Origin of the sequence: Halomonas salsilacus (assembly GCF_051216275.1) — a bacterium.
Classification (GTDB): domain Bacteria; phylum Pseudomonadota; class Gammaproteobacteria; order Pseudomonadales; family Halomonadaceae; genus Halomonas.
Genome location: NZ_JBPKAQ010000001.1, coordinates 152241 through 178551 on the forward strand (window position 1 = coordinate 152241; position 26311 = coordinate 178551).

Annotated in this window: 24 protein-coding genes; 13 read left to right on the forward strand and 11 right to left on the reverse strand. The window is 66.8% G+C overall.

Annotation, left to right across the window (positions count from 1 at the left end):
• Positions 1 to 24: 24 nt before the first annotated feature.
• Together ACR80S_RS00700 and ACR80S_RS00705 are read right to left on the reverse strand one after the other, a co-directional pair.
• Positions 25 to 1002 (reverse strand): ion transporter, encoded by a 978-nt coding sequence (locus tag ACR80S_RS00700; protein WP_435402282.1) that lies wholly within the window; start codon positions 1000 to 1002, stop codon positions 25 to 27.
• A 33-nt stretch (positions 1003 to 1035) separates the two neighbouring features.
• Positions 1036 to 1923 (reverse strand): CYTH domain-containing protein, encoded by an 888-nt coding sequence (locus ACR80S_RS00705; protein ID WP_435402283.1) that lies wholly within the window; start codon positions 1921 to 1923, stop codon positions 1036 to 1038.
• 103 nt (positions 1924 to 2026) lie between these two features.
• Here ACR80S_RS00705 and ACR80S_RS00710 point away from each other — a divergent pair, with 103 nt between their 5' ends.
• From ACR80S_RS00710 to glrR, 6 genes are all read left to right on the forward strand, one after another.
• Positions 2027 to 2707 (forward strand): TIGR00153 family protein, encoded by a 681-nt coding sequence (locus ACR80S_RS00710; RefSeq protein WP_435401318.1) that lies wholly within the window; start codon positions 2027 to 2029, stop codon positions 2705 to 2707.
• Positions 2708 to 2785: 78 nt separating this feature from the next.
• Positions 2786 to 4051 carry an inorganic phosphate transporter gene (locus ACR80S_RS00715; RefSeq protein WP_435402284.1) on the forward strand — a complete coding sequence of 422 codons (1266 nt, stop codon included), beginning with the start codon at positions 2786 to 2788 and terminating at the stop codon, positions 4049 to 4051.
• Positions 4052 to 4196: 145 nt separating this feature from the next.
• On the forward strand, positions 4197 to 5519 hold the full coding sequence (gene argA / locus ACR80S_RS00720; RefSeq protein ID WP_435402285.1) for an amino-acid N-acetyltransferase: 1323 nt from the start codon (positions 4197 to 4199) through the stop codon (positions 5517 to 5519).
• A gap of 907 nt (positions 5520 to 6426) precedes the next feature.
• Positions 6427 to 7917 carry a sensor histidine kinase gene (locus ACR80S_RS00725; protein WP_435401321.1) on the forward strand — a complete coding sequence of 497 codons (1491 nt, stop codon included), beginning with the start codon at positions 6427 to 6429 and terminating at the stop codon, positions 7915 to 7917.
• 4 nt (positions 7918 to 7921) lie between these two features.
• Positions 7922 to 8491 (forward strand): hypothetical protein, encoded by a 570-nt coding sequence (locus tag ACR80S_RS00730; RefSeq protein WP_435401322.1) that lies wholly within the window; start codon positions 7922 to 7924, stop codon positions 8489 to 8491.
• Positions 8492 to 8648: 157 nt separating this feature from the next.
• Positions 8649 to 9932, forward strand: a complete 1284-nt coding sequence (glrR, locus tag ACR80S_RS00735; protein WP_435402561.1) for a two-component system response regulator GlrR — start codon at positions 8649 to 8651, stop codon at positions 9930 to 9932.
• 69 nt (positions 9933 to 10001) lie between these two features.
• Here glrR and ACR80S_RS00740 read toward each other — a convergent pair whose 3' ends face one another.
• The 4 genes from ACR80S_RS00740 to ACR80S_RS00755 form a co-directional block, all read right to left on the reverse strand.
• Entirely contained in the window at positions 10002 to 10655 is a 654-nt protein-coding gene (locus ACR80S_RS00740) for a peroxiredoxin (protein ID WP_435401323.1), read from the reverse strand.
• A 125-nt stretch (positions 10656 to 10780) separates the two neighbouring features.
• Positions 10781 to 12154 (reverse strand): exodeoxyribonuclease VII large subunit, encoded by a 1374-nt coding sequence (xseA, locus tag ACR80S_RS00745; protein ID WP_435402286.1) that lies wholly within the window; start codon positions 12152 to 12154, stop codon positions 10781 to 10783.
• A 180-nt stretch (positions 12155 to 12334) separates the two neighbouring features.
• Positions 12335 to 12883, reverse strand: coding sequence for a PRC-barrel domain-containing protein (locus ACR80S_RS00750; RefSeq protein WP_435401325.1), 549 nt, complete (start codon positions 12881 to 12883; stop codon positions 12335 to 12337).
• A gap of 57 nt (positions 12884 to 12940) precedes the next feature.
• Positions 12941 to 13138, reverse strand: coding sequence for a CsbD family protein (locus tag ACR80S_RS00755; protein WP_435401326.1), 198 nt, complete (start codon positions 13136 to 13138; stop codon positions 12941 to 12943).
• Positions 13139 to 13369: 231 nt separating this feature from the next.
• Here ACR80S_RS00755 and guaB point away from each other — a divergent pair, with 231 nt between their 5' ends.
• From guaB to ACR80S_RS00770, 3 genes are all read left to right on the forward strand, one after another.
• On the forward strand, positions 13370 to 14839 hold the full coding sequence (guaB, locus tag ACR80S_RS00760) for an IMP dehydrogenase (RefSeq protein ID WP_435401327.1): 1470 nt from the start codon (positions 13370 to 13372) through the stop codon (positions 14837 to 14839).
• Positions 14840 to 14921: 82 nt separating this feature from the next.
• Positions 14922 to 16499 (forward strand): glutamine-hydrolyzing GMP synthase, encoded by a 1578-nt coding sequence (gene guaA, locus ACR80S_RS00765; protein WP_435402287.1) that lies wholly within the window; start codon positions 14922 to 14924, stop codon positions 16497 to 16499.
• A gap of 188 nt (positions 16500 to 16687) precedes the next feature.
• Positions 16688 to 17113 carry a VOC family protein gene (locus tag ACR80S_RS00770; protein WP_435402288.1) on the forward strand — a complete coding sequence of 142 codons (426 nt, stop codon included), beginning with the start codon at positions 16688 to 16690 and terminating at the stop codon, positions 17111 to 17113.
• Positions 17114 to 17123: 10 nt separating this feature from the next.
• On the opposite strand, the gene ACR80S_RS00775 is transcribed toward ACR80S_RS00770, so the two are convergent.
• Both ACR80S_RS00775 and ACR80S_RS00780 read right to left on the reverse strand, forming a co-directional pair.
• Positions 17124 to 18389 carry a type II toxin-antitoxin system HipA family toxin gene (locus ACR80S_RS00775; RefSeq protein WP_435402289.1) on the reverse strand — a complete coding sequence of 422 codons (1266 nt, stop codon included), beginning with the start codon at positions 18387 to 18389 and terminating at the stop codon, positions 17124 to 17126.
• Positions 18379 to 18642, reverse strand: a complete 264-nt coding sequence (locus tag ACR80S_RS00780; protein WP_435402290.1) for a type II toxin-antitoxin system Y4mF family antitoxin — start codon at positions 18640 to 18642, stop codon at positions 18379 to 18381. Before ACR80S_RS00780 ends, ACR80S_RS00775 begins: the two co-directional genes overlap by 11 nt.
• A 178-nt stretch (positions 18643 to 18820) precedes the next feature.
• Here ACR80S_RS00780 and ACR80S_RS00785 point away from each other — a divergent pair, with 178 nt between their 5' ends.
• Positions 18821 to 19300: a YchJ family protein gene (locus tag ACR80S_RS00785; protein WP_435402291.1), complete on the forward strand. Its 480-nt coding sequence runs from the start codon at positions 18821 to 18823 to the stop codon at positions 19298 to 19300.
• Positions 19301 to 19467: 167 nt separating this feature from the next.
• Here the strand turns inward: ACR80S_RS00785 and ACR80S_RS00790 are convergent, their stop codons facing one another.
• A complete protein-coding gene (locus ACR80S_RS00790; protein WP_435402292.1) occupies positions 19468 to 20490 on the reverse strand; it encodes a class I SAM-dependent methyltransferase in 1023 nt (340 codons plus the stop codon).
• 143 nt (positions 20491 to 20633) lie between these two features.
• Between ACR80S_RS00790 and ACR80S_RS00795 the strand changes: the two genes are divergently transcribed.
• The 3 genes from ACR80S_RS00795 (at position 20634) to ACR80S_RS00805 (ending at position 23259) form a co-directional block, all read left to right on the forward strand.
• Entirely contained in the window at positions 20634 to 21506 is an 873-nt protein-coding gene (locus tag ACR80S_RS00795; RefSeq protein ID WP_435402293.1) for a GlxA family transcriptional regulator, read from the forward strand.
• Between the two features lie 171 nt (positions 21507 to 21677).
• Complete coding sequence (locus tag ACR80S_RS00800) at positions 21678 to 22580, forward strand: alpha/beta fold hydrolase (RefSeq protein ID WP_435402294.1); 903 nt, start codon at positions 21678 to 21680, stop codon at positions 22578 to 22580.
• A gap of 280 nt (positions 22581 to 22860) precedes the next feature.
• Entirely contained in the window at positions 22861 to 23259 is a 399-nt protein-coding gene (locus tag ACR80S_RS00805; RefSeq protein WP_435402295.1) for a hypothetical protein, read from the forward strand.
• A gap of 141 nt (positions 23260 to 23400) precedes the next feature.
• Here the strand turns inward: ACR80S_RS00805 and ACR80S_RS00810 are convergent, their stop codons facing one another.
• The gene (locus ACR80S_RS00810; protein WP_435402296.1) at positions 23401 to 25014 is read right to left on the reverse strand and encodes a sensor domain-containing diguanylate cyclase; all 1614 of its coding nucleotides are present in this window, start codon (positions 25012 to 25014) and stop codon (positions 23401 to 23403) included.
• Between the two features lie 160 nt (positions 25015 to 25174).
• Positions 25175 to 26173 carry an NADP-dependent oxidoreductase gene (locus tag ACR80S_RS00815; RefSeq protein WP_435402297.1) on the reverse strand — a complete coding sequence of 333 codons (999 nt, stop codon included), beginning with the start codon at positions 26171 to 26173 and terminating at the stop codon, positions 25175 to 25177.
• Positions 26174 to 26311: the final 138 nt, after the last annotated feature.

A 26311-nucleotide genomic window follows, 5' to 3' on the forward strand; every position in this document is an offset into this window, starting at 1 on the left:
GCCACCGCGACCGACGCCGCCGGCTCAGCCCGGCGGCGTCTTCTCTTTCTTGTCGTCCTTGTCGTCCTTGTCGTCCTTGTCGTCCTTGTCGTCCTTGTCGCTCTCCTTGTCCTCATGGGCCTTCCACCAGGCCTCCTGCTCCTCCTCGGGGAGGTGCGGGTCGGGCGTCTCCTCGTCGAGCCAGGTGCCGCACTTCAGGCAGTACTTCGCGCTCTGCTCGTGCCGGTCGTGGCCACAGCCGGGGCAGGCCTGGTCGGAGTAGCGCTCCTGGCGGACCGAACGGATCACCTCCGCCGAGAACACGCCGGTGGGTACCACGATGATCGAGTAGCCGGTGAGCATCACCATGACCGAGAGCCCCTGGCCCAGTGGCGTGACCGGGACGATATCGCCGTAGCCCACCGTGGTGAGGGTGACGATGGCCCAGTAGATGGCCTGGGGGATGCTGGTGAAGCCGGCCTCGGCGGGCTCGATCAGGTAAATCAGTGAGGCGAAGATGGTCACCAGGAAGAGCACGGTGATCAGGAACAGGAAGATCGGATGCAGGGCGCGTCGCAGCGACTCCACCAGCAGACGGCCCTCGCCGACGAACTGCATGAGTCGCAGGATGCGGAAGATGCGCAGCACCCTGAGCACTCGCACGATCAGCAGGCCCTGGGCCCCCGGGATGACCAGCGCCAGCCAGGTGGGCAGCACGGCGATGAGATCTACCACCCCGTAGAAGCTCCTCAGATAGACGAGCGGCCGCTCCAGGCAGTAGAGGCGCACGGCCAGCTCGATGGTGAAGGCGAGGGTGAAGCCCCACTCCAGCCAGAAGTAGAGCTCGCCCCAGCGCGCCGCATAGGCCTCCACGCTGTCGAGCATCACTACCAGCACGCTGGCCAGTATCGTCACGATCAGGGCGATATCGAAGCCTTTGGCCGCGGGCGTGTCCGACTCGAAGATGATCTGGAAGAGGCGGGTGCGCAGGCCCTCTCCGCCGGGGTGGAATCCGAGATTCATCATGCTCTCCCTGTGGGATGGGGGTGCCGCCCGTCAGCCCAGCGGCCGGTCGGCGGGCAGGCGGCGAGCCAGGCGCACCATAGTCAGGCCAAACGCCGGGGTTAGCCAGGCCGGGTTGGAGAGCGCCTCGGCCAGCTCCCGGGCTGCGTCGCTGTTTTCGCTGTCGATGTTTTCGCTGTCGCTGTCGCTGGCCTCGCCCAACTGGCGCAGGGCCTGGATGGCCTTGCGGCGCCAGGCCTCGTCGCCGGTATCGGCCAGGGCGTCCAGCGCCACCACGGCACGATGCAGCCAGGCGCTCGGCGTGCCCCCCTCGGGCAGTCGCCATTCGCCGCCGAGCAGTGCCCCGCCCCGAGCGGCCTTGCTGGTGTCCGCGGGGCGCAGCGCCACCGAGCCGGCCAGCGACTCGGCGAGGGACCAGAGGGCATCGGGTTTGCCGGTCTTGAGCTCGAGTTCCAGCTCGCGGATGGCCACCCGCCGGCCGGCGGCAAGGATCTCCCCCTCGTCCAGGGCCACTTCGATGAGTGCCCCGCGGTGGTCGATCACCCGGGTCTCACGCTGGAAATCGGTGGTGAAGCGAGGGGCCAGCCGTTCCAGCGCCTCCTGACCGAGCGCTGCAGTCGGCAGCTCCGCCAGGCCTTCCAGATCCAGCCCCGGCCCGGGCACCTCCCACTCCCATTCCCCCCGCCGCGACAGTCCGCCGCCGCCTTCGCCGCGGGTCTTCAGGGTCTGCAGCAGGCGACCGTCGACCCGCCGCAGGCGCAGCGCCATACGGGCCGTCTCCAGGCTACCCTGGGGGGTATCGAAGTAGGTGTTGCCGAGGTGGGATGCCTGCATCGGCAGCGACGTCAGCCGCGGGTGGCGGCGCAGCGCCATCGGACCCTCCGGGCCCAGGGAAAGCTTGAGCTCTGTTTCCTGACTCATGAGATTGCCACCTCGGTTAAGTTACATCCTGATGATTCTTTCATGACGGCGCCGGGCATGGTCACTATACTGTCGCCGCCATTTCCCTGGTCGACAGAATCCCATGGTCACTCCCAACCCGTTCTCGGCGATGTTCGGTCGCTCGCCATTCCAGCCGCTGCTGGCGCATATCGTCAAGGCGCAGGAGTGTGCCGACCAGCTGCTGCCCTTCTTCGAGGCTACCCTGGTCGACGACTGGGCCGAGGCCGCAAGGATTCGTGAGACCATCACGCGCCTGGAGCACGAGGCCGACGAGCTCAAGACCGAGCTGCGCCTCAACCTGCCCAACACCCTCTTTCTGCCGGTCTCGCGCACCGACCTGCTGGAGCTGATCAGCGTCCAGGACAAGATGGCCAACAAGGTGCGCGACATCACCGGCATCATGCTCGGCCGCAGGATGCGGATACCCGACTCCCTGGCCGATCCCATGCGCGACTACATGCGGACTTCGGTCGCCTGCGTGGCCCAGTCTCGAGAGGCCATGGAGGAACTCGAGACCCTGCTCGAGTCCGGTTTCGGTCGCAACGTCTCCGACGTGATGCATCGCCTGATCCGCCAGCTCCACGTGCTCGAGCACCAGGCCGATGGCCAGCAGGTGGACATTCGCCGCCGGCTCTTCGCGCTGGAGAGCGATCTGCCGCCGGTGGACGTGATCTTCCTGTACAAGATCATCGACTGGGTCGGCGAGCTCTCCGACCGTGCCGAACGCGTCGGCAGCCGCCTGCAGATCCTCACCGCACGATGACCCCCCTCGAGGCGGATCGGTGATCCCGAGCCGCGTCAAGACACGCCACTTCGACACGCCACATAGGACAAATCCCCTATGTCGATCATCGCGCAGCACGGCGAAATCTTCATCATCCTGGCCTGCCTCTTCGGCTTCTTCATGGCCTGGGGCGTCGGTGCCAACGACGTGGCCAACGCCATGGGCACCTCGGTGGGCTCCAGGGCCATCACCATCAAGCAGGCGATCATCATTGCCGTTATCTTCGAGTTCCTCGGCGCCTGGCTGGCCGGCGGCGAGGTCACCTCGACCATCCGCGGCGGTATCGTCGACCCAGCGTTGCTCGAGGCCGACCCTCAGCTGTTGGTCTACGGCATGCTCTCGGCGCTACTGGCGGCGGCCATCTGGCTGCTGATCGCCTCGGCCAAGGGCTGGCCGGTCTCCACCACCCACTCCATCGTCGGCGCCATCGTCGGCTTCGGCGCCGTGGGCCTGGGCGTGGAGGCGGTGGCCTGGGGCAAGGTAGGCACCATCGCGTCGAGCTGGCTGATCTCGCCGTTGGTGGCGGGCACCATCGCCTTCGTGCTGTTCAAGTCGGTCCAGCACCTGATCTTCGAGTCCCATGAGCCCTTTGCCGCGGCCAAGCGCTACGTGCCGTTCTATGTCTTCCTGGTCGGCTTCATCGTCGCCATGGTCACCCTGACCAAGGGGCTGACCCATGTGGGGCTCGATCTCACCTTCAATCAGAGCTTCCTGCTCTCCCTGCTGTTCGGGGCGATCATCATGGGCATCGGCATCGTGATGCAGCGCCGCGTGGTCTTCGAGCGCCGCGCCGATGACCACTTCGGCTTCAGCAACGTGGAGCGGGTGTTCGGGGTGCTGATGATCTTCACCGCCTGCGCCATGGCCTTCGCCCACGGCTCCAACGACGTGGCCAACGCCGTCGGTCCGCTGGCTGCGGTGATCAGCGTGGTGCGCAGCGATGGCGTCATCGACAGCGCCGCCCTGGTGCCCTGGTGGGTACTGGTGCTGGGCGGCGGCGGCATTGTCTTCGGCCTCATCACCTACGGCCACAAAGTGATCGCCACAGTGGGCACCGGCATCACCGAGCTGACCCCGAGCCGCGGCTTCGCCGCCACCCTGGCCGCCGCCACCACCGTGGTGCTGGCCTCGGGGACCGGCCTGCCGATCTCCACCACCCATACCCTGGTGGGGGCGATCCTCGGCGTGGGCCTGGCCCGCGGGATGGCGGCGCTCAACCTGAAAGTGATCGGTACCATCGTGATGTCCTGGCTGATCACCCTGCCGGCCGGTGCCGGCCTCTCGATCCTGTTCTTCTTCACCTTCAAGGGAATCTTCGGTTAGGCGCCGGCACCTGCCCAGGCGCCCCGAGGCAAGGCCCGCGCAACCGCGCGGGCCTTGCCTCGGGGCGATAGTGCCGTGGTTTTCGTTGCTCTGCTATCATCGAGGCGCGCCTCTCTTTCCATTCACCCGCTGCCGGAGTGCGGCCTTGGACACACGCTTCCCCTTCGTCGACTGGTTCCGCAACTCGTCGCCCTATATCAATGCTCACCGCGGGCGCACCTTCGTCATCCTGATCGAGGGCGAGGCCATGGCGCGTGGGCGAGGGGAGCAGCTGATCCAGGACCTGGCGCTGCTGCACACCCTGGGCGTGCGCCTGGTAGTGGTGTTCGGCGTTCGCCCCCAGGTGCAGCAGGCCCTGGACGAGGCCGGCATCGCGCCGGGCCTCCACCAGGGGCGCTGGGTGGCGGACGGGGCGGTAATGGCCTGCATCGAGCGGGTCGCCGCGGAACAGCGCCTGTGGCTCGAGGCGCGGCTGTCGTTGGGGCTGCCCAACACCCCGATGCACGGCGTCGAGCTCACCGTGGTGTCGGGCAACCTGGTCATGGCCAAGCCGTTGGGGGTTCGCGACGGGGTCGATTTCGACCGCAGCGGCGAGGTGCGCCGGGTACGGGCCGTGGCCATCAAGGGGCTGCTGGAGCGGGGCTCGCTGGTGGTGCTGCCGCCGCTGGGCTTCTCCAGCACCGGCGAGGTGTTCGACCTCAACGCCTCCGACGTGGCCCAGCATGCCGCCATGGCGCTGGGCGCCGACAAGCTGATCCTGCTCGGCGAGGCCAGCGGCCTGTTCGATCAGAGCGGCCAGATGCAGCGCCAGCTGACGCCGGCCGAAGCCGAGCCGCTGCTCGGCCAGGCGGCGTCCGGCAGCGAGCTGTCGCGCCACCTGGAGGCCGCCTGTCAGGCCGCCCGACACGGGGTGGCGCGCACCCACCTGCTCTCCGGGCACGACCATGACGCTCTGCTCGGCGAGCTGTTCACCCGCGACGGGGTGGGCACCATGATCACCCAGCATCGCTACGAGCAGCTGCGTCCGGCGGAGCTGGCCGACATCGGCGGCCTGCTGGAACTGCTCGATCCCCTGGAGCATCGCGGCATGCTGGTGCCGCGCTCCCGGGAGCGCCTCGAGCATGAGATCGACGACTACCTGGTGATCGAGCGCGATGGCATGATCATCGGCTGCGCCGCCCTGCACACCTTCAGCGCCGCCGACATGGGGGAGCTGGCCTGCGTGGCGGTCCACGGCGACTACCGTGGCGGCAGCCGAGGCGAGCTGTTGCTGGCCGAGGTCGAGCGGCGCGCCCGTCGCCTTGGCCTGGCCTCGCTGTTCGCCCTCACCACCCACACCACCCACTGGTTCTTCGAGCACGGCTTTTGCCTGGCCGATATCGATGAGCTGCCGCCGCTCAAGCGCGACGCCTACAACCACGCCCGCAAGTCCAAGATTCTGGTCAAGCCGCTGCTCGCCGGGGCGTGATCGAGGCAGCCTTCTCCTGCCTGATCCGCTGCCGGCGACGAAGGCGTCTCCTTCCAGCGTCGCCCCGCCGATTAACGTCGCCAGATGATGACACTCTAGTGGCCTGATTTTAAATGGCTATTTTTATTTCCGAAAAAAATGTCGCCACCTGGCAACAAAAAATCGCTCTCGATCGCTCGCCAGCGGTTCCCTTTCGCCTTCCTGACTTTCTTCTGCCTGGTTGTAGTATTTTAATATATTGATTTTAATGCTTTTCATTTTTTTATGGCACGCTTGTCGCAATTGTCTAGGTGAGCAACGGAGACGGTTCATGACGGCTCGAACCGTCTTCGATCGCCAAGGGAGGCGGGCAAACATTGCCCTGTGCGCCCGGCTCCCGAAGCGATCAGCGTCTGCTCCTAGCGATGTGTGACTTAGGTTGCGATGAGACGGGTACCGACGCAGTCAGGGACGTGTACCACAAGGGGCAAGGATGCCCTGGCAAGGATGCCTCTCCCCCTCAGGGGGGATCGAATCGTGCAGCATCGCCATCGGTCCGGCCGAGGCGGTGGTGCCAAGAATGAAGCAGGGCGGTGAACCAGGCGATGGTTGACCACCCACATGAGGAGCCAGCCCCTGGCGGCGAATGGATCCCCATGGCTACAGAGCCTTCGGGCCCATGGAAAGCGCGTCGAGCGTACTGGTCAGGCGGACTCTCGGCTCGTTTTCCAGACCCTTCAGTTCCCTGCGTACTTGGGCCGGCTCTGCCGGCCCTTTTTTTTCAGCCACGCTGCCGCCAGGTCGTGTGGTCGTCGGAAGTGAAGCACGGTGCCGCGTCGGCTGGCAGAACTCTGGTATCCTACAGGTCAAGATGATGGCGGTTTCTCCTGCTCCTCTGCCACGCACCATCCTGCAAAGAACGCTGGATATGACCACCCGTGTGACGCGTCGTTGGCGCCCCCGCTCCCTGTTTCAGCTCGTCCTGCTCGCCTTCCTGGTGGTGATGCTGCCGCTTGGCGTGCTGATGTTCCAGGCCGGCCAGGCGCTTTCCGAGCTGTCGCGCCTGGCCGATGTCAGCGCCCGCCAGGCGGTGGAGGAGACGCGCCGGGCCCGCACCCTCGGGGCCCTGGCGCTGGAGATGGAGCGTAGCGCCCGCCAGTACGCCGTGGTGGAGCAGGAGAGCCTGCTCGAGATCTACGGCGAGCGCCTCGAGGAGTATCGGGCCGTTCTCGCGCAGCAGCGCGAGCTGCTCGGCGAGGAGCGCGATGTAGAGGTGCTGGAGCGCCAGCTGGAGGCGCTGGAGCAGCTGCCCGACCTGCCCATGGAAGCATTCAGCGAGCAGTTGGGGCTGTTTCCCGCCTTCGCCGAGCGCACCGAGGCGATCCGGCGTGCCACCAACCGCCATATCGACAGCCGCATCGAGGCCATCCGCGAGCGAGCAGAGACCGTCCAGACGCGGCTATGGCTGCAGACCGCGGCGCTGGTCTCGGCGAGCCTCGTGCTGATGCTGCTCTTCTCCTGGCTGATCATTCGTCCGGTGCGCCAGCTGGAGCGGCGAATCCTCGGCATCGGCAGCGGGGTCCCTCGCAATGCGGTGCGGCCCGTGCAGGGTCCCGCCGAGCTTGTTCAGCTCGACGAGCGCCTCGACTGGCTCGCCTCGCGACTGGATGAGCTCGAGGCCGAGAAGCAGCAGTTCCTGCGCCATATGTCCCACGAACTCAAGACCCCCCTGGCCAGCGTGCGCGAGGGGTCGGCGCTGCTCGCCGACGGCGTGGCCGGTGAGCTCACCCCGCGCCAGCTCGAAGTCCTCGAGCTGATCGACGCCAGCGGTGCCGAACTGCAGCGGATCATCGAGCAACTGCTTGACTACAACCTGCTGCAGCACAACCGTCAGGTCACCCAGGAGGGTCTCGATATCGCCGTCGTGGTCAGGGAGGTGCTGGCCAAGCACCGCCTGGCGTTGACCACCAAGGGCATGCGGGTGACCTGCTTCGATGGTCCGCTGGAGTGGTCGCTGGACCGCACCGCCACCACGCGGGTCCTTGACAACCTGGTGTCCAATGCCATCGCCTATGGCGCGGATGGCGGCGAACTGGAGATCCGTGCCCGGCGCCGCCGGAACCGACTCGAGCTGGAGGTGGCCAACAGCGGCGAGCCCATCGCCGAGGAGGACCGCCCGCGGCTGTTCGAGGCCTTCTACCAGGGTCGCACTCGGCGCAAGGGGCCACTGAAGGGCTCCGGCATCGGCCTCTCGGTGGCCGCCGACTGCGCCCGGCTTCAGAGTGGCCAGCTCGAGCTGGTGGAGGATGCCCGGCTGGCGGTCTGCTTCCGGCTGACGCTGCCGCTGCGGATGCCTGACGCCGAGCTTTCCCACTCCCGGATGCCCGCCCTGGAGGCGGGCCACCATGCAAGGAACTGACCCCATGCGATTTCGCCCCCTGCTGGCCTGCGCGCCTGTCCTGTGGCTGGCCGGCTGTGAGCTGCTGCAGGAGTCCCCCTTCGCCCAGCCCACCGGCCGCACGACCAGCCAGGTGGCCGCGGTCGGCAACTGCCAGGCCGAGGTTCCCAGCTTCGCCGACGAGGCGTGCCTGCTGTATGACTGGGTGGCCTTCGGCCTGACCTCCCAGCGCGGCGATCGCACTTGGCGCGACCCCATGCTCACCCGGCTCCAGGGCAACGCCGTCGAGCGCCGCCTGGCGCGGGCCGTGACCCTGGCCTGGGGCAGCGAGCGCCAGTGGGACCAGGCCGCGGGGCTCTTCAAGGCCGACCTGGCCGCGGCGCCGGCCGAGCTGCAGCCGCTGCTGCGCTACTGGCTGAACGAGTTGGAGGGGCGCCGCGCCATGGCCGGTCGTCTGGAGAGTGCCCAGGGGGAACTGGCTGGCACCGAGCAACGCCGCGCGGCGCTGGAAGTGGAGAACGCCGCCCTGGCCGAGAAGCTCGAGGCGCTAACCGCCATCGAGCAGAGCATCAACCTGCGACAGCAGACCGAATGACAGGAGAACGACCGTGAAACACGCGACCTCCCTGCACCTGCAGGCCCACGCCCAGGGCGCCCGAACGGCGGGCAGTGCGGCGTCGGGCCCGCGCGGCGCGACCGGCCCGCATCTCCTGCTGGTGGATGACGACGTCAGCCTCCTCAAGCTGCTGAGCATGCGGCTCGAGAGCCGCGGCTTTCGGGTCACCACCGCCGAGAGCGGCCGCGAGGCGCTCAAGGCCCTGGAGCTTGACCGCCCGGAGCTGGTGCTGACCGACCTGCGCATGGACGAGATGGACGGCCTGGCCCTGTTCCAGGAGGTGCAGCGCCAGGCACCGGGGCTGCCGGTGATCCTGCTCACCGCCCACGGCTCGATCCCCGATGCGGTCAGCGCCACCCGACAGGGGGTGTTCAGCTTCCTCACCAAGCCGGTGGACCGCGACGAGCTGTTCGCCGCCATCGACGAGGCGCTGGCCCAGGCGCCGGGGCCCGCCCTCGAGGGCGATGACGCCTGGCGCGCCGAGATCATTACCCGCAGCCCGGTGATGGAGCGGATTCTCGAGCAGGCCCGCATGGTGGCCAGCTCCGACGTCAGCGTGCTGGTCACTGGCGCGTCCGGCTCTGGCAAGGAGCTGCTGGCCAATGCCATTCACCGGGTGAGTCGCCGTGCCGACAAGCCCTTCGTGGCGATCAACTGTGGCGCGCTGCCGGAGCAGCTGCTCGAGAGCGAGCTTTTCGGGCATGCCAAGGGCGCCTTCACCGGTGCGGTGAGCGAGCACAAGGGCCTGTTCCAGGCCGCCGATGGTGGCACCCTGTTCCTCGACGAGATCGGCGACATGCCGCTGACGCTGCAGGTGAAGCTGCTGCGCGCCCTGCAGGAGCGCCAGATCCGCCCGCTGGGCTCCACCCAGTCGACCCCCATCGATGTGCGCATCATCTCGGCCACCCATCGCGACCTGGACCGCGCCATGCGCGAGGGAGAGTTCCGCGAGGACCTCTACTACCGGCTCAACGTGGTCAACCTGCGCCTGCCGGCCCTCAAGGAGCGCGCCGAGGATGTCCCGCTGCTGACCAAGCACCTGGTGGCCAAGGCGGCGGAGCGCCACAAGCCCTTCGTGAAGGGCTTCTCGCCGGAGGCGCTCAACCTGCTGGCCGCCAGCGCCTGGCCCGGCAACGTGCGCCAGCTGGTCAACGTGGTGGAGCAGTGCGTGGCGCTGACCAGCACGGCGATGATTCCCGAGGCGCTGGTGTCCCAGGCCCTGATCGCCGAGGACAGCGCCCTGCCCACCTTCAATGACGCCCGGGCCGCCTTCGAGCGCAGCTACCTGATCAAGGTGCTCAAGATCACCGAGGGCAACGTCACCCAGGCGGCGCGCATCGCCGGGCGCAACCGTACCGACTTCTACAAGCTGTTGGGCCGCCATGACCTGGAGCCGAGCACCTTCAAGCCGGGCGTCTGACCCGCTCAACGACGACGCCCCCTGCCGAAGCAGGGGGCGTCAGGCGAATTCCCTGGATCGTCGTCGCCCTTACTCGGGCAGCTTGGCGCGGCGCAGGTAGGGGAAGAGGGTCTCGAACTCACCAAACTTGGCCTTGGCGTCTGCATCGGACACCGTCGTCGGGATGATCACGTCCTCGCCCAGGGTCCAGTCGGCCGGGGTGGCCACGCCCTTGCCGTTGGCAGTCTGCAGGGCATCCAGGGCGCGCAGCACCTCGCCGAAGTTGCGGCCGACGTTCATCGGATAGGTCATGGAGAGCTTGAGCTGCTTGTCCGGGCCGATGATGAACACCGTGCGCACGGTGGCACTGTCGGCCGGGGTGCGACCGTCCGGGAGGTAGGCCTCGGCGGGCAGCATGTCGAACAGCTTGGCGACCTTGAGGTCCTCGTCGGCGATGATCGGGAAGCCGACCTCGCAGCCGGCGTAGCTGGCGATGTCATGGATCCACCCCTTGTGCTCCTCCACGCCGTCCACCGACACGCCGATCACCTTGGTGCCGCGCGTCTTCCACTCCTCGCTGAGCCTGGCCACGGCGCCGAACTCGGTGGTGCAGACCGGCGTGAAGTCCTTGGGGTGCGAGAAGAGGATGGCCCAGCTGTCGCCGATCCATTCGTGGAAGCGAATGGGGCCCTGACTGGTGTCGGCCTCGAAATCCGGAACGACATCATTGATACGCAGTGACATGGTAAAACTCCTTGCAGGTTGGGACCGTTCTCCGTGAGTCGTGGCGAGGTGCCAGGATCCGGGGGCAGGCCGAAGGTTTCGTTGTCAGTCTAAGCCTATCCAGGTCACCCGGTGCCTTGAAACCCTCACCTCGACGAGATTCCCTCCTGTGGCGTTATGTCGCAGGCGTCGACGCGGATCACCCTGAGGTCGAGGCGCCCCTCGCCGAGCCGCGCGCTGAGCGTCCGGCCCGGCGAGGTATCCGTCGCCCGCCTCACCACCTGCCCCTGTGTGTCCTCCAGGATGGCGTAGCCGCGTCCCAACACGGCCAGGGGGCTCACCGCCTGCAGCTCCCGCACCACCGCCGCCAGCTGCTGGCGGTGGCTCGCCAGCTGTCGGGGCATGGCGGCATAGAGCCGCGTCCTGGCCCGGGCGAGTCGTTCGTCGGCCTCCTCCAGGCGCCGTGCCGGCGCGTGGGCGGCCAGGCGGGCGGCCAGCTGGCGCTGGTGGCGACGCTCGGTCTCCAGCCGCGCGGCCGTGGCACGATCCAGTCGCCCCTGGAGCAGGCCCAGGGCCTCGCGGCGGCGTACCAGCACCTCGCCCGGGTGGCGCAGCCGGGCGCGCAGGTGGTCGAGCCCCTGAGCCTCGCGCTCCAGGCGCCCCTCGGCGGCGCGGGCCAAGCGCGTCTCCAGTGCCGCCAGTCGGCGAGTCAGCTCGCGCTGGTCCGGCATCAGCTGCTCGGCGGCGGCCGAGGGGGTCGGCGCCCGGGCATCGGCGGCGAAATCGGCCAGGGTCACATCCACCTCGTGGCCCACCGCCGACATCACAGGTAGGCGCGAATGGAAGATCGCCCGGGCCAGGTGCTCGTCGTTGAAGGCCCACAGGTCCTCCAGGCTGCCGCCGCCGCGGGTAATCAGGATGGCGTCCCGGGCCGGATCCAGCGCTGCTTGACGATTGAGCAGGCCCAGCGCCGCGATCAGCGCCGGTGCCGCCTCGCGGCCTTGCACCGGCACCGGGATCAGGATGATCTGGGCCAGCGGCCAGCGTGCCGCCAGCACCGCCAGCACGTCGCGGATCGCCGCGCCGGTGGGCGAGGTGAGCACCAGCAGGTGGCGGGGCGGGCAGGGCAGGGGCCTGGCGTTGGCAAAGACCCCCTCCGCGGTGAGCGTGGTCTTGAGCCTCTCGAAGGCGGCCAGCAGTTCGCCGACCCCGGCGGCCTGCACGGCCTCGGCGATCAGTTGGTAGTCGCCACGGGGTTCGAAGATCGACAGCCGCCCGCGCAACCGCACCCGGTCACCGTCGCGCATGGGGGCGGCCACGAAACGGGCGCGGGTGCGAAACAGCGCGCAGCGCAGCTGGGCCTGGTCGTCCTTGAGGGTGAAGTAGAGATGGCCGGAGCTCGGCCGCGACACCCCGGAGAGCTCGCCCTCCACCCACAGCTCGCCGAAATCCCGCTCCAGGGTCTGGCGGGCGCGGAGGTTCACTTCGCTGACGGAGAGGGTATCGGGGGCGGCGGGCATGGACTCGGCTCCTGAGGCTGACGGCCACAGCCTACCACGCCGCCGGCGGCGCCAGGGGTGCCGCCTGGTGCCACGGAACACGGCCCCGCATGGCACCCTCTCATGCCGCCCCTGATGCAGCGCCGCCGAGCGCGGGACTCGGCGGCGTATCGTCCAGTCGTTGGAGGTGGCGGGGCCGAGTCAGTCGGCGCCCACCGCGTCGCGGGCCGCTTCCCAGGCCCGTCGGGCGTTCTCGCGGGTCGTCTCCCAGGCGCGCTCGGCCCCTTCCTGGGTGGTCTCCCAGGCGCTCTCGGCGCCCTCCTGGGTCTCCAGCCAGGCCTCGCGGGAGCGCTCGCGGGCCCGCTCCCACCAGTCGTCGCTGAACACCGGGTAGGCCTCGAGCGCCTCGGCGCTGGCCTCCAGCATCACGCGGTGCTCGGTCTCGCCGTCGTCATCAAAGTGGGTGAGAAGGGTGAACTGGCCCGACTCGACGATGAAGTCGCGGCCACCCAGCCCCAGTACGCTGCCGCTCTCGATCACCAGGGCGGTGACCTGCATCGCCTCATCGAAGAGGATGTCCTCGACCTCGCCGACCCGCTCATCGGGATCGCTGGTCAGGTAGACGTCGGCGTCGAGGATGTCCTCGGCGGAGTAGAGGCCTTGGGGCTCATAGGTCGGCTGGGCATGGGCGCCGAGGGCAAGGCCGCCGGCCAGGGCGGCAATGGCGAGGGTAAGTACATGTTTGCGCATCATTTTCTCCTTGGGCGCTTGATCCCTTGGCGCGTCACGTCGGGTCAGGGTAGGGGGTCAAAGATCCTTGGCCCATTCATCGGCCTGCTTCTCGGCTTCCTCACGGGCCAGGCCGTACTTCTGCTGAAGCTTGCCGACCAGCTGGTCACGCTTGCCGGCGAGCTCATCCACATCATCATCGGTGAGCTCGCCCCAGCTCGAGCGAGCCTTGCCTTTCAGTTCCGTCCACTTGCCTTCGATTTGGTCCCAGTTCATGTCGACGCTCCTTCTTTCAGTGGGGAGACTCCCGAAGCAGAGCTCGGGAACATTTGCAGCATAGTTCACTACGACTGAACGCAAGTGTAATGAGATGATGCTGAATGTAGCGCCCGGCAAGCCGCGGCGGCCTGCTGGATCCGCTTCTCTTGGATGACGTCACCCACCCTTGGTCGCTATAATGGGGGATTAACTTCTTCTTCCCCTCCAGCTCACTGGGTGTTGCCGCTTATGCTCCGTATGGCCCAAGAAGCGCTTACGTTCGATGATGTCCTGCTCGTTCCCGGCTACTCCGAGATCCTGCCCAAGGACGTCAACCTGCGGACCCGCCTTACCCGCGACCTCTTCCTCAATATTCCCCTGGTCTCCGCGGCCATGGATACCGTGACCGAGGCCCGCCTGGCCATCGCCATGGCCCAGGAAGGCGGCATCGGCATCATCCACAAGAACATGACCATCGCTCACCAGGCCGCCGAGGTGCGCAAGGTCAAGAAGCACGAGAGTGTGATCGTCAAGGACCCGGTAACCGTAGGCCCCAAGGCCAAGCTGGAGGACCTGCTGGCCATGGCCCAGGAGCATGGCTTCAGCGGCTTCCCGGTGGTGGAAGGCGAGACCCTGGTGGGCATCGTCACCGAGCGTGACATGCGGTTCCAGCCCAACCACGGCGACAGCGTCTCCGACATCATGACCCCCCGCGAGCGCCTGGTGACCGTGACCGAAGGCACCGACCTCGCCGTCATCAAGGGCAAGATGCAGGAGCACCGCGTCGAGAAGATGCTGGTGGTGGACGACCGCTTCCACCTGCGTGGCTTGGTCACCTTCAAGGACATCGAGAAGGCGCGCACCTTCCCCCTCGCCGCCAAGGACGCCGACGGCCGCCTGCTGGTCGGCGCCGCGGTGGGCACCGGTACCGACACCCCGGACCGCGTCGCCGCCCTGGCCGAGGCCGGCGTGGACGTGATCATCGTCGATACCGCCCATGGCCACTCCAGGGGCGTGATCGACCGGGTGCGCTGGATGAAGGAAGCCTTCCCCCGTATCCAAGTGGTGGGCGGCAACATCGCCACCGCCGAGGCGGCGAAGGACCTGGCCGAGGCCGGCGCCGACGCCGTCAAGGTTGGCATCGGCCCCGGCTCCATCTGCACCACCCGCATCGTCGCCGGCGTGGGCGTGCCGCAGATCACCGCGGTCTCCAACGTGGCCGCGGCGCTCGAACCCTACGACATCCCGCTGATCGCCGACGGCGGCGTGCGCTTCTCCGGCGACCTGGCCAAGGCGATCGCCGCCGGCGCCAGCGCGGTGATGGTGGGCGGCCTCTTGGCCGGCACCGAGGAGGCCCCGGGCGAGGTCGAGCTGTTCCAGGGCCGCACCTACAAGGCCTACCGCGGCATGGGCTCCATGGGCGCCATGGCCCAGAGCCAGGGCAGCGCCGACCGCTACTTCCAGGACAAGAGCGAGGGCGCCGAGAAGCTGGTGCCGGAAGGCATCGAGGGCCGGGTGCCCTACAAGGGCATGATGAGCGCCATCGTCCACCAGCTGATGGGCGGCCTGCGCGCCTCCATGGGCTACACCGGTTGCAGCGACATCCAGGAGATGCGCACCACGCCGCAGTTCGTGCAGATCACCGGGGCCGGCTTCGCCGAGTCCCACGTGCACGATGTGCAGATCACCAAGGAAGCCCCGAACTATCGGGCGAGTTGAACCCGTTCACTGATCGACCGCGGCGGGGCTCTCCCCGCCGCACGCTTTTTGATTCGGCCTGCCGCCACACCGAGACGCTTTCATGACTGACATTCACGCCCACAAGATCCTGATCCTGGACTTCGGCTCCCAGTACACCCAGCTGATCGCCCGCCGGGTGCGCGAGATCGGCGTCTACTCCGAGATCCGCGCCTTCGATATCACCGAGGCCGAGATTCGCGAGTACGCCCCCAACGGCATCATCCTCGCCGGTGGTCCGGAATCGGTCACCGAGCTGGGCACGCCCCGCGCCCCCCAGTGCGTGTTCGAGCTGGGCCTGCCGGTGCTGGGCATCTGCTACGGCATGCAGACCATGGCCGAGCAGCTCGGCGGCGCCGTGGAGGGCTCCCACGTCCGCGAATTCGGCTACGCACAGATCCGCGTCGACGAGCCGACCGCGCTGTTCCGCGACATCTCCGACCACATCGACCACGATACCGGCAAGAGCCAGCTCGACGTCTGGATGAGCCACGGCGACAAGGTGGCCCGGGTGCCCGCGGAGTTCACCGTCACCGCCTCCACCCCGAGCTGCCCCATCGCCGCCATGGCCTGGGAGGAGAAGCGCTTCTACGGCGTGCAGTTCCACCCCGAGGTGACTCACACCCTGCAGGGCCAGCGCATCCTCGAACACTTCGTGCTGGAGATCTGCGGCGCCGAGCGCCTCTGGACCCCGGCCCAGATCATCGAGGACCAGATCGAGCGCGTGCGCGAGCAGGTGGGCGACCGTCACGTGCTGCTCGGCCTCTCCGGCGGCGTCGACTCCTCCGTGGTGGCGGCGCTCCTGCACAAGGCGATCGGCGACCAGCTGACCTGCGTGTTCGTCGACAACGGCCTGCTGCGCAAGGCCGAGGGCGACCAGGTGATGGAGACCTTTGCCCGGCACATGGGCGTGACAGTCATCCGCGTGGACGCCGAGGCGCTGTTTCTCGGCAAGCTCGAAGGCGAGGCGGACCCCGAGGCCAAGCGCAAGATCATCGGCAACACCTTCATCGACGTCTTCGATGAGCAGGCCAGCAAGATCGACGGCGTGGAGTTCCTGGCCCAGGGCACCATCTACCCGGACGTGATCGAGTCCGCCGCCGCCAAGACCGGCAAGGCCCACGTGATCAAGTCGCACCACAACGTCGGCGGCCTGCCCGAGACCATGAAGCTCAAGCTGGTGGAGCCGCTGCGCGAGCTGTTCAAGGACGAAGTGCGCCGGCTCGGCGTCGAACTCGGCCTGCCCTACGACATGGTCTACCGCCACCCCTTCCCGGGGCCGGGCCTGGGCGTGCGCATCCTCGGCGAAGTGAAGAAGGAGTACGCCGACATCCTGCGCGAAGCCGACGCCATCTTCATCGAGGAGCTGCACAACGCCGACTGGTACCACAAGACCAGCCAGGCCTTCGCCGTCTTCCTGCCTGTGAAGTCCGTCGGCGTGGTCGGCGACGCCCGCCGCTACGAGTGGGTCATCGCCCTGCGCGCCGTGGAGACCATTGACTTCATGACCGCCCGCTGGGCACACTTGCCCTACGAGCTCCTCGAGAAGGTCTCCAACCGGATCATCAACGAGCTCTCGGGCGTCTCCCGCGTGACCTACGACGTGAGCAGCAAGCCGCCCGCGACCATCGAGTGGGAGTGAGGCACTCGTCGTGAGGCCGCCTGGAAACCCGCCCGTGTGGCGGGTTTCCTGTTTCTGGAGGGGTCAGACTTTGCCCGGTCTCTCTGCACATCGATGTCGAGACCGGTTCGCTGGCCCCTTCGTGAATGCCGTGCCGGACTATGATGACGTCAGGGACAATGGAAATGACGCTGCCGAGGGGGAAGTCGATGGAACAGCGCATCAGCCTGATCACCCTGGGCGTCAGCGATCTGGCGCGGTCGCGTCGCTTTTATGAGGAGGGGCTGGGCTGGCTGGTGGGCATGGCGGTGGGTAGCGAGGTGGTCTTCTACCAACTCAACGGCTTGATCCTGTCGCTCTATCCCCGCGCCGCCCTGGCGCAGGATGTCGGGGTGGCGGAACAGGGCGGCGGTTTCGGCGGTATCACGCTGGCGCACAACGTGCGCTCCGAGCCCGAGGTGAATGCGGTGCTGACTGAGGCAGCGCGCGCCGGCGGTAAGGTTGTGAAGCCGGCCAGCCGGGCGGAGTGGGGCGGGTACACCGGCTTCTTCGCCGACCCCGATGGTCACCTCTGGGAGGTGGCCTGCAACCCCGTTTTTCCTATCGATGCCGAGGGGAATACCCGCCTCGGCTAGCTGTCCCGGCTCAACCCTGGCCAACCGACCACCGCTCGGGCAGCTTGCTGCAGTTGCTCAGCAGTCGTTGTTGCAGCTTCTCCAGGAGCGTCTGCTCCGAGCCTTGATGGGCCTCGGCGCCCAGAGTGGCGAGGGTGCTCTCGATAGCTGCCGGCATGCGTCCGGCGAGTTCGAGCCCCTGGCGCAGGAAGTAGCGGGGCTGGAACCGCATCGCGCGGGCCAGCGCTTCGAGGTGCGAACGCTCGAGGCTGCCGGGGCGAACCTCCCCGGCGATGCGAAACGCGAAGCGGCGCGAGAGGCCGCTGTAGAGCGTCGTGCTCATCAGGTCATAGAACGGTGCCAACCGGGGCCCTTCGTCGGTGTAGAGGATGGCGAGATTCTTGGCGTGGCTGTCGTTGTTACTGATCAACAGGTTGAAGAAGAACCAGCCGATCAGGCGCTGCAAGTCCTTGGCGGGCGTGCCGACCTGTTGCAGGAGTTCGCGACAACGCGCCAGGCCGGGGCCGCCGTCGCTTTCGTACTTGATCAGCGAAGGTGTGCCGGCGAGCTGGCAGAAGTCGAGCTGGTGCAGGCGTCGCAGCCCGCCTTGCTCGTCAGGCACGCGGTCATATCGGCGCACCAGGCAGGCCCGGGTCTGGGGCTGGTAGCTGGCCTCGGCGACCCCGAGCCCGAGCTCGGCGGCCAGTTGCATGCAGAAGGTCTCGTTCATGGCGGAACTCCATACGCCTCTCAGGCCCTGGATGTCCGGCTTGAGGATATGGTTGGAAGGCGCCGATCCTTCCGGTATGGCGGGGCTGCCGTCTTCAAGCAGCATCAGCAGTAGCTTGTTCTGAGCACCGGCCAGCGAGATGCGGGCCTCCTCGCCCTGTGGCGAGAGCAGGGGGCCTTTTTCCCGGTGCCGCAGGTGTTCCGCCAGCGCCTCCCAACTGATGGGCCGATAGGTCGGCGTAGCCGGTAACGCTCCTGGCGGCAACAGGGTGAAGCCGCTGGCCGTGTCGCCGCCGATGGCCTTCAGCAGCCCGAAGACCGTCGTGGTGTGGTGGCGAAGCTCCAGGTGATGACGCAGGTCGCCTTCCGGCAGCAGGTTCTCGAAGTAGGCCAGCACGTCGTCGCCAACGTGAATCTGCCGCGTGAGGGGGAGGGAAGGTGAGAGGCTGACCGCATCGGGGTGCTCCAGCCACGCTGGGGCATACTCGAAGCGCATCAGATCAGCGTTATGCAGGCGACCAACATGGTTATCGCCCTGGTAGACCTCCAGGGTATCCTCACGCGCCATGGCGGCTGCCACCCTTGCGCCGCACGACGACCTCGAGCCCCATCAGGTCCAGCACGTCCAGCACCTTCTGCAGTTGAAGGGTCGGCTTGCCTCGCTCCAGGTCCACGATAAAGCGGTTGCCGGTGCCGGCGAGGCCGGCCAGGTCGATCTGCAGCAGCTCCTGCTCGGTGCGCAGCTGGCGCACCAGCTGACCCAGCACTTCGCTGTGGCGAATGGTGGCGGCCAGGGGGGCAGGGGAGTCGTTGGTCGGCATGGGGACCTCGAGGGTGATTACCGTTCGGTAATTCTAGGCGGAGCGCCGGTGCCCCGCAATGGCATAATTACCGAACGGTAATTATCATGGCTAGCGAAGCGTGATGGGAGAGTGTGATTACCGATCGGGAATATTTCGAACACGGATAGCGATGATCTTTGAGGAGTAGCGACCCTTCATGACACCGATAGACCCACCTACCTGCCCCTGCCCCTGCCCCTGCCCCTGCGGCAGCGGCCGGCCGCTCGCCGGCTGCTGCGGGCGCTTTCACGCCGGCGAGCCGGCACCGACCCCCGAGGCGCTGATGCGCTCGCGCTACAGCGCCTTCGTGCTCGACCTCGCCGACTACCTGCTGGCGACCTGGCACCCGAGCACTCGGCCGTCGAGCCTGCAAGCGGACGCAGCGACTACTTGGACGCGTCTCGAGGTGCTCGAGAGCCGCGAGGAGAGCGAGCGGGGATGGGTGCATTTCCGCGCTACCTTCCGCGATGGCAAACGCTGGTCGGTGCTGGAAGAGTCCTCGGGCTTCGTGCGAGAGGCGGGGCGCTGGTTCTATCTCGAGGGCAACCCCGCCGTCCATCGGCTCAAGCCCGGCCGCAACGCGCCCTGTCCCTGCGGCAGCGGGGGCAAGTTCAAGGCCTGCTGCGGTCACGCATGAAGGCGTAAAACTGCGTCGATTTTCAGCAGTGGCTCCTGATGCCATGTGCTCAGGAGGCAAGAGGCTGCACCTTGCCCGCCGTCCGGACAAGGAAGGCAGTTCGCTTAGGCAGACATAAAACGAAACGGGGCTCGTATCTGCGGCCCCCGTATGACGATTCCCGCTCGTCAACGCCTCGCTTGGAGGATCAGGTTGAACGGTGTTTCAGCCGCGCGCCGGAAGTGGGTGAAACCGGCCTTGCGGAACACCTCGGCCAGGCGCGCCTCGCCGGCCTGTGCGCCGAGCACGAGCGTGCCGCCTCCCGAGATGGCATGCGCGCAGCAGATGGTAGTGGAGGCCGCATAGTACATGCGCGAGACGGTCGAGAGGTTGTTCTCCACCTTGTACTGGGCGTATGGCTCGACCAGCATCACCGTGCCGCCCGTGGCCAGCACCTGCTCGGCGTAGCGGGCGGCGGCAATGGGGTCGCCCATGTCGTGCAGGCAGTCGAAGAAGCAGATGAGCCCGTACTGCCTGTCGGGGTAGTTCACCGCCTGGGTGAGTTCGAAACTCACGCGATCGGCAACGCCCGCCGCGGCCGCATTTCGCCTGGCCGCGTCGATCGAGGCCGCATGGGCATCGAAGCCGTGAAAACGCGAGCGGGGAAACGCCTGGGCCATCAACACGGTCGAGTGGCCATGGCCGCAGCCCACGTCGGCAACGTCGATGCCGGCCTCGAGCTGTTCGACGACGCCCTCCAGGGCGGGCAGCCACTCCGGCACCAGGCTGGCCCGATAACCGTTGCGGTAGAAGGCCGCCACGCCGCACTGCAGGCGGCCGTCGTGGTCGCCCCAGGCCACGCCCTTACCGGTGCGAAACGCCTCCAGGGTGCGTTCCTCGTCGAACCACATCGAGGCCGGCACCTGCCAGGCGTGGGGAATGAACACGGGGCTCTCCTCGTCGGCGAGCACCATGGCCTGCTCGGGGGACAGCTCGTAGGTGTCGCTGACGGCGTGATAGCCCACGTAGCCGCCGGCGGCCTGGGCATTCAGCCACTCGCCTACGTAGCGCTCGGCGCCCGCCAGGGCCTTGTACAACCCGAGCTTGCTGCCCAGGCTCACCATCACGCCGCCGTAGGCGGAAGAAAGGTCGCCAACGGCCTGGGCGACGAAGGATTCAAGCTTGGTCTGATCGATGACGGGTGCGTTCATGGGTGTAGCTCCTGTCTTGTGGTGTCGGGGTCCAGCGTCCCGATCATCATCTCCGTACGGCACGGCCCGCTGAAGAGCCGAAATCACCCGCGTTCGGTCCGCTCGTGCCACACTGAAACTTCACCCGTGAAGAGCCAGGCACCGTGACCGGAACTGCCATTTTGCCCGGGGCGAGCCCCCGGCTCGTCAGCCTCGTGGCACTGCCTGATGCCGTGGTCTCCACGCTCGCCGGACTCTTCGACGTGCTGAACGGGGTGGCGCTCATGGGCTTGGTGCCACCCAATGCCCCTGCCCCGTTCCATATCGAGATCGTGGGGGAGACAGTGGGGGCACTGGCGCTGGCCAGTGGCGTGCCGATCGATGTCCAGCGCTCTATCGACACCGTCGAGACGAGCGACATCGTGATCGTTCCTTCGGTGTTACTCGGTGCGCAAGCGTTCACGACCAGCTACCCCGCCGTGTCGACTCACCCCGAGCGCGTGCTGGTGATTGCCGGTCAGCACGAGGAACTGGTGAGCTCCGGCGCCTCCATGAGTTGGCACGACCTGGCGCTCTATCTCATCGTGCGCTACGCCGGTGCGACTACGGCGCAGGAGGTGGCGCGGCTGTTCGCGCTTCAATGGCACCAGGATGGGCTCACGCCCTACCTGGTGTTCGCGGGCAAGACCGACCATGGCGATGGCGAGATCCAGCGCGCGCAGCAGTGGTTGGAGGAACACTTCTCGCTCGCCCACCCGGTGGAGGCGATGATCGAACGTTCGTCGCTGGCCGAACGCACCTTCAAGCGGCGCTTCGCGAATGCCACCGGCCTGACGCCGATCGCCTACGTCCAGCGCCTGCGTATCGAAGACGCCAAGCGCCGGCTCGAACGCACCGAGGCCTCGATCGAAGAGATCAGCTGGCGGGTCGGCTATGAGGACTCGGCGTTTTTCCGGCGCCTGTTCGAGCGCACCACCGGCCTCGCCCCGAGCGCCTATCGCCGGCGCTTTCGCATCCCCGATTTTGCCCGCCCGTAGTCCATTTCAAGTCCGTGACCGTTGCTTTAATGGCCCTGCTCCCATAGCAGGCCAAACTCGCGGCATCGGTGCAATATCAGGGCTAAGCTGATTTCAGAGCCACCGTCAACCCTGGTGGTGGCACAACGGCCGGTGTCCACGACCAATCACCGTTGGAAGGGGAGAGTCGCCATGCCCAAATCATTCACTGTGCTCATGCTGTCTGCCGCCGTCGCTCTGGCCGGCCAGACTTCCCCCGTATTCGCCCAGCAGACCTCCACGGTGGAGGTCAACGGAGTCACACTGACCTATGTCGACGAGGGGGAGGGCACCCCCGTCGTGTTCGTGCCCGCTGCGATTGCCGATCATCGGGTCTGGGAACCGTACCGCGAGGCAATCGCCCGCGAACACCGCATCATCGCCTATACCCAGCGCTATTTCGGCACCGAGCCCTGGCCGGACGATGGCGAGCAGTTCTCCAGTGAGACCCACGCCGCCGACCTGGCCGACTTGCTCCGTGCACTGGATGTCGGGCCAGCCTACCTGGTCACTTGGTCTTACAGCGGTCAGGTCGCAACGCAGGTGGCGCTGGAGCACCCGGAACTGGTGCGCGGCATGGTGCATTATGAACCGCATATCCCCTCGTTGGTCGCCGAGTTGCCGGAGGACACTCAGGCCGCCATCGGCGAGGAGAGCAAGAAATACGGCCCGGCCATGGAGGCACTGGAGGCCAGCGATGCGGAACTGGCCACCCGGCGATTCATCGAGGCTGTGTTCCAGCGCTCGCCCGGTGGTTTCGAGCAGGAACCCGAATATATGCGCAGCATCTGGCGGGATAACGCCCGCACGGTGTCACTCCAGGTCGCCATTACACTGCCCATCATCATTTGCGACGACCTGGCGACCCTCGAGCAGCCAACCCTGATCCTCAAGGGCGAGCATAGCGATCTCTTCTATGGGTCGATTGCCGACACTATGGTGCGGTGCCAGCCCCAGGCCGAAGTGCGGATGATCCCCGGCGTCAACCATGACGGACCGGTGCACGCCGTCGAGGCGTTCACGGCCGCCATCCTCGGTTTTCTGACGGAGCATTGAAAAACAGGGACCTGCCGACAACACCCCGGAGGCCTTGCACCGGTCGGGTTAGGCTTCCTAGCGGTAAGGAATATGTCGCTTTCCTGTTGTCACGGCATTGGGGATGGCAATTTTGGTCACAAGAGGTAATGTTTCGTGACCATGTTGTCCGAAAAACCGATGCTGACAAGTCAGTCCCTGATATTACTAACGTCGTGCCGAAATCGTCTTAAAGGCTCCTTAGCCCAGCGCTACACTCAACGGTGTTAGTCACACACCATCGTTCTGAGAGGTGTTAGCAATGGCTGTTGCTCAACAAGAATCTACGGTTCAAGCGACTCCACTTCATGTTGTTACCCTTCCGGAGAGTGCCGCCGAGGTGTCGCAGCCGATCCTCAACTGGTGGATGCAGCACTGGATGGATGCTTCACACCCTTTGGCCAGGCTGCAGCGGGCATGGATGGAATCCACGCTCGAAGCGATCCAGGTGGAGGCCGAGTTCCTGAGCGCCTGGAACGAGTCGAGCCGCAAGGTGGCTGAATGCCTGTCCGATCCCCAGACACTCTTCAATCCCGCCACTCTCACCGGGTGCTACCGCCAGGCCGCCACGGACCTGGGCGATGCCCAAATGACACGCCTCGGCAAGGTGGCCGAGCTGCCGCAGGACTTCAAGGACCGGATCTGGGAGGAGATCTGCTGAACCCGACGGCGCCAGTTGACCCGATATGCATCAAGACGAGGCCGGGTGAGATGTCACGACATCTCACCCGGCCTCCATTTCCTTTCCGGAAAGGCGGGGGCAGGCACCGGTGGACCCCTTAGGGATAGACCCCCATCACCCTCAGCGAACCGCCACGCGGTTTCTGCCCTCGTGCTTGGCCTGGTACATGGCGGTGTCGGCCCGGCGGGTGGTGGCCTCGATGCTCGCATCGGTCGGCCTGAAGCTAGTGACGCCGATACTTACCGTGAAGTAGAAGGGCAGCTCCTCCGCTTCGATCGTGGCCTCGGCGATCTGGCGCAGCAGGCGCCAGGCAACGGCCCTGGCTTCCTCGGGGGACATGCCGGGCAGGATCACCATGAACTCCTCCCCGCCGGTTCGGCAGGGCAGGTCGCTCTGGCGCAGGTGGTGTCGCAGGGTGTTCGCCAGCAGCCGCAGGCCCTTGTCGCCCTCGGCGTGGCCCAGGGTGTCGTTGATGGCCTTGAAGCGATCGATGTCGATCATCAACAGGGCCGCCTGAAGCTCGTCTTCCTTAACCGATCTGGCGATGCGTCTGGCGGATTCGTCGAAGGAGCGCCGATTGGCCAGCCCGGTCAAGGGGTCGGTGCTGGCCTTGTGGGCCCAGTCAGCCTCCTGGTGTCGCTGCCGGGTGATGTCCCGATACACCCAGAGGTGGCCGTGGTACTCATCGGCGACGAATAGCGGCGTGTAGGCGCGCTCGAAGAAGCGACCATCCTCCAGTGCCAGCAGGTCGCGGGCCTGCTTGCGCTTCGCCGTGACGAGCTCCTCTATGCGCGACACGAAGCCTTCCGGTTCGGTGTAGTGGACCTTCGCGGACTGGGCGGTTTCTCGGCAATCCATGCCCACGAGCGCGTCGGGAGGCGCCCCGCCGGCGAACAGGTTGCAGAAGGCCTGGTTGGCCACGATAACCCTACGGTTCTCGTCCTCGAGCAGCAGGCCCACGTCCAGGCCCTCGATGACCACCTCCAGCTGGCGCTTGGAGACGAGTTGGGCGGTCTCCAGCTTCTTGCGCGGCGTGATGTCGAACTCCCCCATCACGATCATTGGCCGGCCCGTCTTGGGGTCGGTGGCGCGGCACAGGTCGACATGGTGCCAGCGCTCCCCCTCGGCGATCCGCATGATCGCCTCCCGGGAGCATCGGGGCTCGCTCTGCATCTCGTGGAGGAGCCGCTCGGCAGCATTATGATCCGTGAAGCAATCCACGAAGGCGGTCAGCCCACGGCGGGCGGCGAGGGCGGCCGGGTTGTGGACCAGCGGTTTCCCCTGGGCGTCGAACACCGAGACCATCATGGGCGTGTGCCTCACGGCCTCCAGGGCGCGCAGGCTGGAGGCATCCAGGGAGATGTTGTTCTCCAGCCCCTCCACCAGCATGCCGGTTCGGTCATCATCGATGGCGACGCCGCTGCAGCGACAGTGCATCGAGATGGCCTGGTCGCCGGGGTAGAAGCTCCAGTGCTCATCGATGACCTCGCCCCGCATCAGGCGCGGGAGGTAGTCCGCCAGGCGCCGACGCGTCGCCTCGCTCATGGTCGAGGCGAAGTCGCGGGCATAGAGCTCCTGGGGGGCTTCGGCACCCCAGAGCCTCACGGCGGCGGCATTGGCATAGTGCATTCGCGCCTGCTCGATATCGAAGATCCAGACCGGGGTCTGGAGCCGATCGAGCAGGGGGGCGTGGCCCCAGATGGCCGACGGGGAGGTATCGGGGAAGGACGTCATGGGGGCGTGAGGCTATGGGAGGTTGCCGCGGACATTCGCCATTTCCGCTCACTCATCGCGGATCCTCGTTGTTATTTCCCGTTAAGCTATCACCGAATGCCGGCGTCATCAGCCATCCTATGGTCGTCATCTGCCTCGATGTGACGTGGATCAACCTGGGTCAGAGCCTTACCAGCATCTTGCCGGTGTTGGTGCCCTCGAACAGGGCCAGGAAGGCGTCCGGCGTGCGTTCGAGGCCCTCCTCGACGGTCTCCGCGTAGTCGATCTCGCCGTTGGCGACCTTCGGGCCGACCTTTTCCAGGAAGCGCGGATAGTCGGCCCAGTGGTCGAAGATGATGAAGCCCTGCATGCGCAGGCGCTTGATCAGCACCATGGCCAGGTTGCTCGGCCCCGGTGTCGGCCCCTCGGCGTTATAGCGGGTGATCATCCCGCACACGGCGATACGGCCGTTGGTCCGCAGGGTGTTGAGGGCCGCCTCCAGGCAGACGCCGCCGACGTTCTCGTAGTAAACGTCGAAGCCCTCCGGGCAGGCCGCTTGAAGCGCCTCGGTCAGCTGCTGGGTGTCTCGGTCGCGGTAGCTCACCGCCTTGATGCCGTGGGACTCCAGCCACTCGAGCTTCTCGGGGGCCCCGGCGATGCCCACCACGGTGCCACCCCGGGCCTTGGCCAGTTGCACGGCCAGCGAGCCCACCGCGCCGCTGGCGGCACTGACCAGCACGTTGTCGCCCTCCTTCATCTCCGCGATCTTGTTCAGGCCCGTCCAGGCGGTCATGCCCGGCATGCCCAATACGCCCAGATAGGCCTGCTCCGGTACCTGTATGGCCGGCAGCGGCTCCACCTGGTCTCCCGGTAGCTGGGCGATGTCCCGCCAGCCGGCCATGTGCCGAACCTTGTCGCCCACGGCCAGGCGCGTATCGCAAGACTCGATCACCTCGCCCACCGCGGCGCCTTCCAGCGGCTCGCCGATGACGAAGGGGTCGATGTAGGTCTTCACGCCACTCATGCGCCCGCGCATGTAGGGGTCCACTGACAGCCAGGTGTTGCGGATGCGCACCTCGCCCTCGGCCAGGGCGGGCAGCTCGGCCTCGTGCAGCTCGAACAGCTCGCGTGCCGGTGTGCCCTGGGGGAAATCGTTGATGGTGAAGTAGCGTGACTGCATGGTGTCTCTCCTTCGCGTGACGATGAATCCGCCAGTCTAGGACAGGAGACGGCGCCCGGGCCAATCTCACCGAGGCGGGGGCCAGAAGTCGATGGCCGATCGTAAGGAGAAGGGCTGTGTTACCGACGCAAGGGCGCC

Coding starts and splice junctions, on each gene's coding strand:
- ACR80S_RS00770 (WP_435402288.1), top strand. CDS start 16,688: ATGGAACAGCGCATCAGCCTGATCACCCTGGGCGTCAGCGATCTGGCG.
- ACR80S_RS00715 (WP_435402284.1), top strand. CDS start 2,786: ATGTCGATCATCGCGCAGCACGGCGAAATCTTCATCATCCTGGCCTGC.
- guaB (WP_435401327.1), top strand. CDS start 13,370: ATGCTCCGTATGGCCCAAGAAGCGCTTACGTTCGATGATGTCCTGCTC.
- ACR80S_RS00710 (WP_435401318.1), top strand. CDS start 2,027: ATGGTCACTCCCAACCCGTTCTCGGCGATGTTCGGTCGCTCGCCATTC.
- ACR80S_RS00740 (WP_435401323.1), bottom strand. CDS start 10,655: ATGTCACTGCGTATCAATGATGTCGTTCCGGATTTCGAGGCCGACACC.
- ACR80S_RS00815 (WP_435402297.1), bottom strand. CDS start 26,173: ATGCAGTCACGCTACTTCACCATCAACGATTTCCCCCAGGGCACACCG.
- ACR80S_RS00785 (WP_435402291.1), top strand. CDS start 18,821: ATGACACCGATAGACCCACCTACCTGCCCCTGCCCCTGCCCCTGCCCC.
- glrR (WP_435402561.1), top strand. CDS start 8,649: ATGCGGCTCGAGAGCCGCGGCTTTCGGGTCACCACCGCCGAGAGCGGC.
- ACR80S_RS00705 (WP_435402283.1), bottom strand. CDS start 1,923: ATGAGTCAGGAAACAGAGCTCAAGCTTTCCCTGGGCCCGGAGGGTCCG.
- ACR80S_RS00810 (WP_435402296.1), bottom strand. CDS start 25,014: ATGACGTCCTTCCCCGATACCTCCCCGTCGGCCATCTGGGGCCACGCC.
- ACR80S_RS00755 (WP_435401326.1), bottom strand. CDS start 13,138: ATGAACTGGGACCAAATCGAAGGCAAGTGGACGGAACTGAAAGGCAAG.
- ACR80S_RS00805 (WP_435402295.1), top strand. CDS start 22,861: ATGGCTGTTGCTCAACAAGAATCTACGGTTCAAGCGACTCCACTTCAT.
- ACR80S_RS00700 (WP_435402282.1), bottom strand. CDS start 1,002: ATGAATCTCGGATTCCACCCCGGCGGAGAGGGCCTGCGCACCCGCCTC.
- ACR80S_RS00780 (WP_435402290.1), bottom strand. CDS start 18,642: ATGCCGACCAACGACTCCCCTGCCCCCCTGGCCGCCACCATTCGCCAC.
- ACR80S_RS00725 (WP_435401321.1), top strand. CDS start 6,427: ATGACCACCCGTGTGACGCGTCGTTGGCGCCCCCGCTCCCTGTTTCAG.
- ACR80S_RS00800 (WP_435402294.1), top strand. CDS start 21,678: ATGCCCAAATCATTCACTGTGCTCATGCTGTCTGCCGCCGTCGCTCTG.
- xseA (WP_435402286.1), bottom strand. CDS start 12,154: ATGCCCGCCGCCCCCGATACCCTCTCCGTCAGCGAAGTGAACCTCCGC.
- ACR80S_RS00730 (WP_435401322.1), top strand. CDS start 7,922: ATGCGATTTCGCCCCCTGCTGGCCTGCGCGCCTGTCCTGTGGCTGGCC.
- ACR80S_RS00750 (WP_435401325.1), bottom strand. CDS start 12,883: ATGCGCAAACATGTACTTACCCTCGCCATTGCCGCCCTGGCCGGCGGC.
- ACR80S_RS00790 (WP_435402292.1), bottom strand. CDS start 20,490: ATGAACGCACCCGTCATCGATCAGACCAAGCTTGAATCCTTCGTCGCC.
- guaA (WP_435402287.1), top strand. CDS start 14,922: ATGACTGACATTCACGCCCACAAGATCCTGATCCTGGACTTCGGCTCC.
- ACR80S_RS00775 (WP_435402289.1), bottom strand. CDS start 18,389: ATGGCGCGTGAGGATACCCTGGAGGTCTACCAGGGCGATAACCATGTT.